This window comes from Caldivirga maquilingensis IC-167 (genome assembly GCF_000018305.1).
Classification (GTDB): domain Archaea; phylum Thermoproteota; class Thermoprotei; order Thermoproteales; family Thermocladiaceae; genus Caldivirga; species Caldivirga maquilingensis.
In genome coordinates, this window is record NC_009954.1 from 1 (window position 1) to 14,939 (window position 14,939).

The 14,939-nt window shown below is 45.1% G+C and carries 3 protein-coding genes; all 3 read right to left on the reverse strand.

Annotated features, from left to right (window positions below; all coding sequences use genetic code 11):
• Positions 1–2 precede the first annotated feature (2 nt).
• The gene (locus CMAQ_RS00005) at positions 3–8,819 is read right to left on the reverse strand and encodes a hypothetical protein (protein WP_012185075.1); all 8,817 of its coding nucleotides are present in this window, start codon (positions 8,817–8,819) and stop codon (positions 3–5) included.
• A 235-nt stretch (positions 8,820–9,054) separates the two neighbouring features.
• A complete protein-coding gene (locus CMAQ_RS10310; RefSeq protein WP_012185076.1) occupies positions 9,055–11,400 on the reverse strand; it encodes a S53 family peptidase in 2,346 nt (781 codons plus the stop codon).
• 53 nt (positions 11,401–11,453) lie between these two features.
• Complete coding sequence (locus CMAQ_RS00015) at positions 11,454–14,903, reverse strand: PEGA domain-containing protein (RefSeq protein ID WP_012185077.1); 3,450 nt, start codon at positions 14,901–14,903, stop codon at positions 11,454–11,456.
• Positions 14,904–14,939: the final 36 nt, after the last annotated feature.

Genomic DNA, 14,939 nt, shown 5'->3' on the forward strand with positions numbered 1-14,939 from the left:
TCTTACTTAGCGCCAGGCCCAAATAAGCCTCCTGCCAACCTCCTCCTCCTCCAGTTACCGTACTCTATCAGCAGCACCACTATTATTATTATCACAATCAGTATTATGACTGCCACTAGTATTAGCGTACTTAACGGCACGAAGGCACCGAATATTACGTAGCCGCTTATTGGCACAATAGCCCTAACACTCATCACTGAGCCAACGGTTGGAGTCACTGTGGTTGAGTTGGTTACACCATAAGCACTCACACTAACTGTGTATGACACGCCACCTGGCACTATAACGCTCACTGAACCAACACCAGCTGCAATCTGCTTACCACTGTAAGTTACGGCAATCTGTGCATTACTCAACTGAACACCATTAATGGTGTAGGCGGCTATACTCAACTGGCTAACCGGCACACTCACTGATGCCTGTGTACCAGGTGACACAGTGACTGTTATTGGTGATAATGGTACACCACTCACATTACCAATCAGTGAATATGTTCCACTCGGCACAATTATACTTACATCACTGGCCGAACCACTGGCAATAGTCCTACCATTATACTGTAGGGCTAGTGAGTAGCTGCTCGGTATCAAACCACCGGCAAAGCTGACTGCAATCTTACCAACAGGTATAGTGGCTGATGCTACTTGCCCAGTAGCCACTGACACACTTATTGGTGATAATGGTACACCACTCACTACTCCAGTTAAACCATAGGTACCAGCTGGAACAACTATACTCACTGCACTTGCTGATCCACTGGCAATAACCATACCATTGTACGTTAAGTTCAATGTGTAGCTACTTGGCACGTAACCACCAGCGAACTGGACGGCAATCTTACCCACCGGTATAGTTACCGATGCCACTGAACCAGCACCAACACTAAAGCTCATTGCTGACAGCGGCACACCGTCAATTGTACCATTTATACTGTATGAGCCGGCTGGGACAACAACACTTACATCACTCACACCACCACTGGCAATAACCATACCATTATACAGCAGGTTCAGTGTGTAGCTGCTTGGTACTAAGCCACTGGCGAAGCCAACAGCTACCTTACCAACAGGTATGGTGACTGGGGTAGTGGTGCCGTTGGTGACAGACACTGATATTGCTGATAATGGTACACTAGTAACCACACCGGTTAAGCTGTAGCTACCTGGTGGTAACACTAAGCTTACGTCACTGGCTGATCCACTGGCAATAACCATACCATTGTATGTTAAATTCAACGTGTAGCTGGTTGGTGTTAAGCCGCCGGCAAACTGGACAGCCAATGCACCAGCTGGGGCAATTAAACTCTGCACTGCACCATTCATTACTGTGGCGCTTAGGCTCTCTGGAACACCCTGTATTGAAATATCCACGGTGTAGGTTGTACCACTGGCACTATTCACAGGTAGTACGAATGTACCAGGTAGTGAACCAGTGGTTACCTGCGTTGTACCATAATATACTGTCACTGAGGTCTGCTCAGTGGGTAACGGCTTCAAGGCTGGTGTCACTGTTAATGCACCAGCTGGTACAGTGTACTGTATTGGTGCTGTGGCATTGCTTGGAGTCAGTGTGTATATCCTGGTTGAGTAGACGCCTATGGGTACATGCATCCACTGTACTGTGGTTACATTAACAATAGCACCACTTACGCTTATTGGTAATACTGGTGTAGTTACAGTACCACTTGATGGCACAGTGAACGCTCCTGAGAATACCTGCGCCGGAATGGGTCCACTAATTATTGGTACACCAGCACTAGTTATACCATTGAAAATATACTCTGGTTCAGTTACCGTTATACTAACATTGGCTCCAGTTGGTATACTGCCAACACTGGTTAATGTGCTAAGTGATAATAAACCAGTGCTGACACCAACGATTACCGGTACGTACACTGCCCTTAATGTAACACTGAAGACACCGCTTGGCACAGTGGCACCACGCTGTATACTGAATGTTGCATTACCAGCCTCAACATAACTATTATCATACACCGGCACGTATGCTATAATGAAGAAGCTTGTTGCAGGTACCTGGCTATACACAGTGGTGCCTATGCTACTCACCCTATGGTCGTATATTGTTGCTGAACCACTGGTTCCGGTGGTTGTCATGCCCTCAAACTCAACACCCTGCGCTGTTGAATCATAGACTAGTACAGTGGCATTGCTAACTGGCTGACCACCAGTGTTCTCCACTGTAACAGTCATGGCGTACACATACGTCCTAACACTGGTTGCTGAGAATGAGTCACCTAACTGGTACACGTCATTGGGTACTGAGGTGTCGTAGATGTCTATGAAGTAGTACTTCTTCGGGTTAAGTAACCAAAGTGGGTAACTATCATACCAGTACACCGCAATCCTAACCGGTGGCTTGGCTGAAGTCGCCGCTGTTACGCTTGACTGACCCACTGTGACACCGTATGCGCTTGACGTGTAGGTTGTGGTGAATGCAGTACTGTTAATACCCTTTAATGCTGTTGATGTTACTGAGGTGCCGTTGGCGTATGTTGCCGTTGCTGATACTGAGACGCTGACTGGTAATGGTTGGGCTAGTGTACCATTCTGCGTTGTTACAGTTAAACCAACTAGATTGTTACCGAAGTACACTGCCACGGTCTGGTTTGCTAGTGGTCTACTGTTCCAATCCTGCACCACGGTTAATGGGGCATAGTAGACGCTTACAGTGAAGGTACCGGCCAACGTTGTCTTAATGTACTGGTCACCGTCAGTGGTTGGGAACGTCATACCTGTGTCAACCCAACCACCAAGCACCTTACCAACAAGCCTATAGTAACCACTGCTCACTGATGCTTGTACAACCGTGGCGTTTGTGCCTGCGTATAATTCAGTGAAGGGTATCTGTATGTTGGCTGACTGGCTAACCACAATTGGTGTAATGAAGCCTTGCACCGCACTTAATGGTAATTCACCGGTATAGCCATTAACAGTCACCGGCTGGCCAGCGTAGTTGTATAGGTAGAATACGAAGGCCTCAGTGTACGGTGTGTAGGTTACGTTGTACAGGTACTTGACGTAGTATGATATGCTTAAGTCCATTGAAGGCTCAACAAAGGACATTACATTAACTGGAGCCATCTCGCTCTCTAATGCGGCTAAAACCTCAGTGGCGTTTATTGCGAAGGTTGAGCCGTATAGTCCAGTCACCGGTATGGTGGTTATCATGCCGAACGGTAACTGGACTGGTGTGGGGAATGATGCACTGGTTATTTCAGTTCCGTTAACGTAGTATACGTAGCCTGTGGCGTTGACGCCAGCCATCACTGTGGCGTATGGTATTGGTGATGGTGGCGTCATGGTGTTGTACACTTGAATACCCTCAAGGTACACTGTGGGTAGGTTAATCGCGTTATGCATTATATCAATGAAGGCCAGTGGCTTACCCTCAACGACACCGTATATCGCATACAGTGGCCAGAACCCGGCTCCAGTGCCGAATCCAACACCAGGTATGCCTTCACTCATGTCACCACTGAATGATGCAGCAACCACGCCAGGCTTCAGTGAGCTAACGTATATTGTTGACCAGTTACCTGTCACGTTATAGGCGTTAAGCACCATGAATAATGAGGCGTTAACATATGGTAGAGTCACTATGGCGTTGCTTGGTGCGTAACCAGTAGTCATGACTGAGATCCAGCTTGGCTGGTTGGGTGTGCTTGGTGTACTTAACACATATGCCCTAGCAATCCTAGCGAAGAATAATGCATTAGCAGCCTCACTGCTTGGTGACGTGGTTAAGAGGCTTGGGTATAGCGTACTCACCTTAATCAGTACCCTGGTTAGGTTGAGTTCAGGCAGTATTGGCGTGTAGCCAGCGGTGTTTAATGCGTAGGTTGGTATGTCTACTAAAGCCTCACCGCTTGGCCCAACTGAAACCAGTAGCGTGAATGGTGAACCGAAGTAGTTGGCCCAACCAACTGGTGTTGTGGCTGTGGCGAACGGTAGCGTTGTGCCATTAACCGGCACAACCCTCCACCACACTAGGCCCTTACCGTATCCAGTACCGTTATTGTAAACAGTGATACTGCTCCTGGATAAGTAGCCACCCATTGCTGTTGAGATCACTGGCGTTGTCTCAAAGGCCCAGCCTGAACCAGTACCGTAAACTATTATTGAAACAACCTCACCAGTAACCGTCGCCTTTCCACTTAAGACCTGGGTTAGTAGCTTAGCTGCGGTTAAGTTTGTTACCTGGGTTAATAGACTCTGAACACTCACAGTGAACGCCATGGGTACCCATCTGCCAACAGCCAGGTTATAGTACATTGTTAGGTTCTTAGTGGCCACGTCAACAACGAAGGTACCCGTTGCGTTGGTGACCAGTAACTGCACCACTGCCGTGGCGTTGATTATGCTGCTGCCTGGCTCAACATATATATATGCCTCAAAGGTCCTTAATGCCAACGCCGCAGTGGATGGTGAGAAGCCTAATGATACAGTGCTATTGAATCCGTAGAATGAGCCTAGGGTAACAGGGGTGGTTGTTGGTAGTGTTACCTCGGCTGCAAGCTCATTAATCTTAACTGCACCGCTTAGGCTTGGTGGGAATAGTAGTGAGACGTATGGCGTTGTCACGTATGTTGGTACACTGGTTGTGAATATTGATGTACCAACAGTCACATTAGTTATGTAGGCTGAGCCACTCCAAATGAAGTTACTCATGGGTAGCTCAGTGATGCCTACACCAGGCGCCATTACGTAGCCTGCTAGGTTGGGTAGGTAGTAGGCTATTAATGCGTACTCTGATTGCGGTGAGGCGTATTTACTGTAGTCAACGCCACTGTAGCTATTGGATATGTACTCTGAACCCTCCCTGGCTATGTAGGTTGCTGCATTAATGTAGGCTTCACTCAACGTCTCGAATGGTGAAAGTAATGATGATAGGTAGCCGGCTGCCCATGATGATACACTTGACGGTACTGCTTGACTTGGTATAAGTACCTTGAATAATGAATCGTAGAATGTTAAAGCAACCACAGTGTTACCCACATTATAACCTAAGCTCTTACTGGTGACGTTAAGTAACACTGGATACACGCTGCTAACTATAACTATTGAGTTAGGTGGCACTTGTACAGGCATACCACCCTCATACACAGTGTAGCTGCTCACGAACTTAATGGTGCCGTTGGCGTAAACCAGGGTTATCATACCCGGCGGCGGCACTATTATGTTGCCGCTGAACACCTCATAGCCCAGGTAGAATACTTTACCGTAGAATACTTGATTAGGCATGAATAACCTAACCAGGAAGCCTGTTGATGACCTACCGTATGGGTATGATGGTATCTTGAATACTGCGTACTGGCTTGTACCTGAGGCGTTGGCTAAGTATATTGAGGTTAATAGGTATGACTGATTGTTAAGCACATCACTGTATAATCCCTCACCTAAAGCCACAGACGTCAGGTTATAGAATATTGAAGCCAACCTAGTGTACAGTGACTTAGCTCCAGCAACACCCATTGTACTGAAGAATGTTAGGTTCCATGCATTATATGGGTAGGTGAACCAGACGCTTGCACCATTGTATGGACTGAAGGCGTCGTAGATAAGTAACGTAGTATTCATCCAGACTGCGGCACCAGGCAGCGCCATGGCTGGGTAAACCAACTGGTTGGCTAGGACATTATTCTGGGCATCAACCACGTAGGCGTGCAGGTTCTCAACATAGACAGGTATCTCGAAGGTGTAGTAGCAGGATGTGTTAACTGGTATTGAATACTGGGCATTATAGTAAGCCACTAATCCCTCATCAATCTGAGCCCTAGTACCAAACGTGTACGCTGAAACACCTGATGGTAGGCCTAGCCAAGCCGCGTACTCCGCATAGGTCTGGTTCCATAGTGACTGCAGGTAGGTGTATGTCCAAGACTCCTCAGTACTCGGTATAATGGTTCTGACCTTTAATTCAAAGTAACTATTAGGCATTATGTAACTTGCGTTAATGGGTACATTCATTATGACTGCGGTACCGTAGTTGGGTAACCCGGTTTGAGCATTAGCTGGAGGTAACTGGAACCCGGTAATGTGGCCATTAGCCACGAACTCAGTGGTGCCGTTGGTAATACCCTCAGTTATCTTCTGCCCAGTAACTGAACTGTAGGCCGCCACAACAAAGCCAGGTAGCGGTGTTGCCGGTGTAGTTACATTAGTTACTACCTGAATCACCACGTCAATCAATGGGAAGTATATGAGGTTAACCACAGTGGGCTCTAGGGTTATTGGAGTCGTTATGGCCTGCCTTGTGAATGGATTAACAGGCGGCATTACGTAACCGAAGTAGTTCAGTGTGAAGCTTGCTGTTGGTGAAACAACAGTAACGGGTACATTCCACATGTTAACCTGCACTGGGAACTGGAGCACTGTGTATGGGTAGGCGAATAACAGTGACACATTGAACTTACCGTACGTTGTAGATACCGTGACAACACCCTGGGTTATGGTTTCATTGCATAGGTTAACGAACTCAACCTTATATAAAGCAACGTGAACAGCAGTAATACCCTGCTCAGCAAAGTATGAGCCAGTAGCCGCAGTGAAGAAGGCCTCTTGGGCTGTGCCGTATAGCGTATTGTTAACTAGGCTTGGGTAATACTGAGATGGATAATAGGCCTCAAATATTGGGTATATGTAGCCGCTTGGTATTGCTAATGGGGCATTGTAAACATTAACACTTGAACTATTATAACTGGCCTCAAAAACACCTGAACCAACCAGTATTGTACCGTAGTAGAGCTGTAGGTTGAAGTACTCCAATTGAGTTGTTGGGTAGTAGAATGGCTCAGCGGTTAGTGATTCACCAGGTATTACTGATGCTGAGCTGAAGGTACCCTGCAGTGTGGGTAAGGGTAGTTCAACAACAGGTGATTGAGCCAAGAAGCCGTTACTTATGTGAACTACTTGAAGCGCCGGGAACACGGCTACTGTTGCTACTGTTGATGCTGAACTATACATTGTTACGTTACCAGTGGCCATTAGCGATAACTGTGATGTGGATGGACCGGCTAATAACACTGCCTTAATCTGCTCAGCCTTCTCAGCAAGTAGAGGCTCTTGACTAGTTACTGCAACACCGGGTGTGTACAAGGTTACCTCAAGTACAGTGGGTAGTAGTGATGTCCATATACTGCTTATGGTTACTGTGGGTGTATTATACTTTATGGCTAGGTTGATTAATGATGATATGTTTAGTAAGGCTACATCCCAAGTACCACTTGTTGTTTGAAGCTCAATGGTAAGCATCATCTTAGTTGGTGAAATAGGTTGAGCCGTTGGTGATGTTGGTGGGTATACAGTGCCCGTGAATTCAACAGCCGGTATTGTGAAGCCCTCTATTAGGAAGCTTATTGGCAATGGACCATAGAGTATCTGCGCCAACTGCGGGCCAGTGGTTATCTCAAAGAGCAGTGAGGCTGTTGGTGAGAACTCGAAGCTGCTTGCAGCTATCAAATTACCCTTAATATCATATATGTTATGCGCTAACAGTGTTATTAAACCGCCTGCAATAACTAAGTCAGGTAAGCCTTCAAAATGCAGAACCCCTGTTGACGACTTCACTACACCATACCCGTAACCATCCATTGACGTTATGTTGAAGAAGGCATCATAATGGAAGTCGTAGCCAACCAATGCACCACCGAGGAGTAGACTACCGTTTGAGTATCCAGCTGAGGCGTAGTTGGTGGTTGCGTATACTGGCACTGACACAATACTCTGGGTACCTGGGTTGTAGTAACTGTACGTTACATTTATTGTGAAGTAAACTGGGTTACTACTACCACCCTCAGCGTAACCCAGTAGGTGACCGTTCTGGAATATTAAACCAGTGAAGTACACTAATGGCCCGAAGGCGGCATAGCTGACACCGTCACCGTATATGCTGGTGCTGAATTGACTTGCCGTTGGGTTGTAGGATAATGAGGAATTCACTATAATAGGCGTACCATTATAATACTCAGCGAATGTTAAGGCCAAGTCACTTAGTATTGATGATGACACTGAGGAGGCTACTCTTGAATCATTTAAATCAGTCCCAAACCAAATATATATTACATTAACACCAGGCAATGGTAACGCGTAGTACTCACCCGTAGTGCCGTTAACCTGAACCATTATTTGGAATTCCTTACCATTAGGCGCCGTTAAGAATGAGGGTGTTGAGCTTGATGCAGCACTAGTTAAGTTGGCTAGTAGGCTACCTAATTGGGCTGGTGCAGTGGTGAAGTTGAATGCAACCCACTGGTAACCATCATAGTTAATAGTAACTACAACGAACCAGGAGGCGGTGAAGCTTGAGTAGTTCAGTGACTCAGGTGATACCGGTAGCTGGAAGCTGCTGGTGAATCCACCAGTGCTGTTTAGGGTTACTGTGAATGATTCACCAACCAGTAGGCCTATATCACTGGAGACTGCCGTATTGAAGTAGTCTAGGTAGGAGCCTGGAACCAGTGTGCCGTCGGGGTACTTTATGTCTGATGCGTTAAGTATGTAGAATGTTATTGTTTGCCCAGCGACACCGTAGTATGCTGGGACTGTGTCGTAGAGCAAGTGGTACATGCCCACTAGCGTAGTGTTTAGACTACTTACATAGGATACTGGTGGTTGAGCGTAGGCTAGGTTTAGTGATATTGTGAAGGTTTGATTAACTATCTTAACAGTAGGCGGCACCGGTGGACCAGGTAGGCTTATTGCCTTAACCGCATGCCCAGCCCAGGCTAGGGCCAGGGCTAGGGCTACTGCGAGCACTGGTAGTATTTTTGCTATTCCGTATTTCCCGGATTTATTGGACATAAGCCCCTCCTAGAGCCACCCCTATTTAAAGAACCCCTCAGCCTCATCATGGAACAGTTAAAATAAGATCATGGAACCAAGCAAAACCATCAATGAACCAACACGACTAAGTAAACTCAACGCAATTCCACCATTAATTAACATCAATACGGCTTAATCACACATGGGCTTAAGCCGGAGGAGTGATTCAGTTTGAAGAAAATGGTTTAATTATTTTAAAGGTAGTTCACTTTAATTACTTGTCAAGCAGTTGCGTACCGTAGTACACCAGGTTACCCACGTCTAGTGAACCAAAACCATTGACAGGGTTCCAGATGCATGGATTCTTAATAACCCAACCATTCACAGCCGTGGCGCCGTTTTGACCATATATTGATGGGTAGAAGACACCGTGGGTGTTTGTGCCGTAGACTGATGTTGGGTAGTAGGCGTTGCAGAAGCTTGAACCAGCCTCAGTGGCCCATATTTGGCTTAATGGCACTGCGGCTAAGCCTACTTGGTAAGGTATGCCGGCTTTATTCAAGTAGTCCTGCCATAGGGCAACCATACCCATGGTTAATGGTGACGCCAGGCTAGTGCCACCCCATATGAATGGGTTAAGTTCACCATCAATCACTATCAACACACCTGTATATGGATTAGCGTCAGCTGAGACTATTGGGTAACCCTTAGCGCCAATGGGTACGTATAGGCTTGGATAAAGCATCCACTCAAAGGTCCTGTAGAGGGGCGTGTATGGGTTAATGTTGAGTGTGGGTACGTAGGGTTCATTAACGAAGAATTGACCAAGCAATAGACCCCATATTAATGGCTGGAACTGGGTTTGCTCATAGAAATTACCCTCACCTATTAGGTTGAATATGTACTGGTACTGGTAGAGCGGCATATCGAAGAATATTGAGTAACCACCGCCACTCCCCCAATATATTAAGTCCCATGGAGGTAGGCCGAAGCTGTAGAAGCTCCACGCGGTAATGAACCTTGATCCACCTGGGAACAGGTAGCTTGTTGTTCCACCAACCCCAGTGACCCATGGGTCAATGGATGGGTGGAAGGCTGAGACGAATGGGTAGAACTCGTAGGCACCAGAGTCACCGGAGGAGGCGAATACACCAATGCCCTGTGCCGCTGCCTGCATGAATATTTGATCGTAGGCTAAGGCATAGTATGGGTCAAGGTAGTCCTCTGATAAACCCCAGCTTAGGCTAATGAAGTTAACTAGGCTCTCATTAACCATGTACTCAATGGTAACGTATAAGTCATCCCCAGCATCAGGGGACACCCCGAAGACTATCCTGGCCCCTGGGGCTATTGCGTGAACCCACTCATTATCGAGGACTGATTCAAAGGACCAACCGCAAGCATCAACGCTGTTAAACGGAGTGATGAATGGTTCACCAGCCGGGTATATTACTGTAATACTCGCTGGAGGTAGGTCGAAGAGTGATGAGAATGCATTAACATCACTAACTATTATATCGTTGTACGGTGATAAGGCGTAGCCGCAGAATCCGTTAACTAAATGACTCTCAGCGTCACCGAAGGCGTCAACTATACCCACGGTAACTGATGAACCGTTGTAACCGTTGTAATCACCAATGAACCAAAGCGGGTACAGTGGTGTGGCATTGTAAAGTAGCTCAATACCCTGGGGTAGGTATACTTCTATTGGGAATTGCAGTATGAATTCACTGGGCTTATTTAACGCTGAGTTGGCTAAGGCGCTTTGAGCCTCCAATTGAACAGCAACAGGCTTACCGTTAATCACCAGCGGTGACTTTGAGACAACGCCACTGGGCTTAATCATACTGTAGCTAGGCTGCACCTGAAACTCCCTAGCCAGGTATAGGGCTAAGGCGTGGCCAACACTGTAACCGTGGCTACCCCTCACGTAGACGGCATACTTCATTAAGACTGGTTGACCCTTATAAGTTACCGGTAGTTGGATTACACCAGTGTTATTATTAATAGATTCAACGGTCTTAAGCAACTGCTGAAACTCACCGGGTGTTATTTCAAGGAAGAAGCCCTGTGGATTAGTCTCAGTAACCAACACCCAACTAACCCATGAAAACGAAGCATTATTGTAAATGAAGTACTCTATCGTCGCGTTAATTATTGATATGCAGGCGTTGTAAGCATTACTCTGCACACCTAATGCAGCATACATTGGTGCTGACTTAACCTCCGTGGTTAAGTTATAGTAACTGTATATTGCCGTTAAGTTACCGTAGACGCTTGCTGGCGCTGAGTACCATTCATCGAATTCAGCCGCTGATATGAACCTGTGGTATAGTGGGCTTGAGGGATTATAGTACTCACTATAAAGCACGTTACCTAAGCCTGTGGCGTTGTTTAGGTATAGGAACGTTATTAGGCTTGTTGGGTAGGGTAACGGTATAAAGGTCCCATTAGGTGCAATAATTCCATATTCTATGCAAAACACCTCTGAGCCCAGGTAGTATGGGTTTGGTTGATCAGGTGATTGAGCGTTAACCACGTATAGTGAGATGACTATAGCCACTGTTACAGCCACTAGTATTGCAGCTATTTTACCCCCTTTACTGAATCTATAATCCATGAATTACTTAAACCCACTGTAGGTTTTTTAAAAATTCACCTATAGCTTCAGCGTTACCTTAATCTTCTACTCAATACAATTAATAATACCACTGTAACTGTAAATATGATTAATGCTATTGAATAATAACCCACCGCTGGTTTACTTAATAGGCATGCTTCATTAATGGGTACTAGTGGTTTAATGATACCGTAGGCGTTACTCACCTGCCTAACACTATACTCACCGCACTTAACCATTACTGTTACGAATGGTTCCGGTAACCCCAGTGAATCCGTAACCTTAAACACCCTGTACGCTACATCAGCCTCAGCGTTAATGGGTTGATTAACCATTGAGGCGTTTACTATTAATGGTTCCTTAAGCCTAATTGTTAAGTTACCCCATTTAACACTACTGATGATTGGGCTGCTTGCATTAACCCACCCACTAATAATAGTTAACGGTGTGTTGTTTAAAGTGTGTACGCTGATGCTTATGAACCACTGCTTAAGGTACATTACAGTTACGTTTAATGGGGCATTAACCACCAATTGATTAGAGTTTATCGGCTTCCCATTAACCAGAATACCGCTTAGTATTAGCCTAGTGCTGTTTCCTAGGCTTAACACTGGGGTTGGGCTTAAGTTAAGTCTAGTTGATGCGTTAACCCAATACTCCTCAAACATCCACGGTGACTCATCTATCGTGGTTACATTGGTTAATAGGTACTGGGGTGTGTAGGATTCATTAATAATCATTGGACCAGTCACATTAATGATAATGCTATTTACCCTAGGTATGAGCCTGGTTAGGTTGCTTAACTCAATAATGGTATTAGTTATCTTAATTATTGAATCTGAGTTAACCCATTCACTAGTCTCATTAAACACACCGAGCTTAGAGTATTTAACCATGGTTACTAGGAATTGAATAACATAAGTCACGTTAATAATTATCGGCTCATTAACAGTAACCTCAACCACAGGGGTCCTTGGTATTAGCCTAACGCTGCTATTAATGTTAACCACCGGCCTCGGCATTACCCTGAGTATTGAGTCTGAGTTAACCCAAAGCCAAGTCTCATTAATTAAACCAAGCCTTGAGTACTCTATTATAGTTACATTATACTGCCTAGTGTAGTTCACGGTTACTGTAAGTGGCTTATTAACAATCACTGTTACTGGTGTTTCATTAATGAGCCTAGTACCGTTATTGAAGTACACGAACATAGGGTACTTTATCACATAACCCTCCCTAAACCAACCCTCTGTTGAGTTAATGGGTAACCCATTCACAAGTACATTAACCCTAACCCAATACTCCCTAATCCAAAGAACATCAAGGTAATTAACCATTCTACTCAACCTTATTGAGAATGAGTTATTGGCTATGTATTCACCGTTGAATATTGAACCATTGTATATTAGTCTAGTTCCATTCCCCAACGTTAAAACCAGTGGTAATGTCACATTAACAGTCTCATTACCGAGATAGTAGCCTGAAAGCTTTAACGCTAAACCTGATTCATCCATCACTATTAACTCACTGTGAAGTACAACATTCACCATTATGCATAATGGCCCATAATCAATGTAAATGCTCCCATTGAATAGACTCCACGTGTATGCGCATACGGTGTAGGCGCCATTGTTGGTGAAGTTCCTCACTAATTGGAGTGATGTAATGTTGGTTTCATTTAAGGTGAATATTCTTAAGCCATTAGTACTTATGATTAATGTTAGGTTACCTGGCTTACTTAGATTAAGGTATATTAATACGCTTTGATTACCAGGTATTATTGGCTTAACACCCATGTCCTCGATTACCGGCGTTCTCCACGTGATGTTAATTACGTTTAAGCCAGGCTTAAGATGAATAATGGTTTCACCCAGGTATTGAACGGTACCGTTGATTAACCTAATTGTGAATAACCTAATTAAGCCTACTCTACTTAATGTTAGGTTGAATAATGATGCATTACCCAGTATTATTGAATCATTAACCACACCACTCATAATTACCCTATACTCCCCAGCCTCATTGGGTGCCCTAATGGTAACGTTGACTATTGGGGTTAAGTCAACGTCAAGTGTTACTGATGAATTAATGTTTATGTTCTCCGACTCACCTATGAAGTACCTAGCCTTAATACTCATTGAGTAATTATTACACACAACCATTAGTGAGGCTTCACCCGACCCATTACTCAACGCCACATACTTATTGGCGTTAGGCCAATTACTAACTAGGGTTATGGATGCGTTAGCCACTGGTTCACTGGTTCCATTAACCATAACCCTCACTGTTACATTGCATAGCCTAACCCTACTCAGCATTAGGTTAATAACCTCATTGGAATCCACAATAACGCGCTCAGTCACGTTATAATAGCCCTCAGCCTGGGCTAGTAAGGTATATTGGCCTTGGGGGAGGGGTATTGTTGAATTCGGGGTTATGCTCAATGAGACTGGGCCGCTTAATTTAATTAATGCATTCCGGGTGTTGGTTAATAGGGTTACATTATATATTACTGGTATTGCCTCCCGGGAGGCCACCGATGATGAACCATCATTACCAACCACGTAGAGGACACCAGGTGAGATTGGGGTTATTGAGTAGAGTATTAGCGGTAGGTATAGGTTCCCACCTTGAATAGTGTTGTAGAGTGGTGTTAAACCATATATTGAGTAGTAGCCGTAACCACCATCACCACTTGATGTTGAGCCAGCGAAAACATACTCATAATCAATGTAAGTAACACTGGTGAGTAGACTGTATTGGTTCAGGTACATGCTTAAATCCTTGAATTCACCATTACTAATATTGAATATGCCAGCCACCGGCACTTGAATTAGGTAACCGGAGGAATTAACCACACCTTCACCAACAACCATGAATCCAAGGGGCCCGTACGCCGCTGAGTATAGTACGTAATTGTAATTTGATGGTAATTTACTGCTCAGGTTTATTAAGGAACCAGTTGACATATTATAGAACCCTAATGCAGCACCATTAAGGCCCTCACCGACAATTAGGAACCCGCCGTCACCGTATGCTGCACCGTAGAGGGCTTTGAAGCCTATTGGCTTAATAATACTGTAACCAACCCCAGTGGTTAATACTATTAACCCAGTGTTATTAACTGAACCAAGGGCCATGAAGTAACCGTCACCGTAGGCAACACCATATAAGGCCCCAGTACCATTAATATTAATAACATTATAAGCACCATTGGTTAAATTATAGATGATGAAAACCGGCCCACCGCCCTGGCTCACACCAACGGCAACAGCCATACACCCACCCACAGCCACTGAGTAGAGTATTGAGACGCCATGCACGCCCACAGTGCTGTATGGACCTGAATTACCCATTACACTAATTAACCCAACACCCCCGGATTCACCAACTATTACAATGCGGCCACAGCCATATGCTACACCATAGTATAATTGACTACTCGCCACGAGCGATACGGCTAATGTAATTACAGTGACTATAACCAGTACCTGCAGCTTCATTGCAGTTGAATCAGGGTGCTTAATTTAAGCATTATT

What these genes read in the sequence shown, in the direction of transcription:
- CMAQ_RS00005 (WP_012185075.1), bottom strand. Translation starts at nt 8,819, where the DNA reads ATGTCCAATAAATCCGGGAAATACGGAATAGCAAAAATACTACCAGTG.
- CMAQ_RS10310 (WP_012185076.1), bottom strand. Translation starts at nt 11,400, where the DNA reads ATGGATTATAGATTCAGTAAAGGGGGTAAAATAGCTGCAATACTAGTG.
- CMAQ_RS00015 (WP_012185077.1), bottom strand. Translation starts at nt 14,903, where the DNA reads ATGAAGCTGCAGGTACTGGTTATAGTCACTGTAATTACATTAGCCGTA.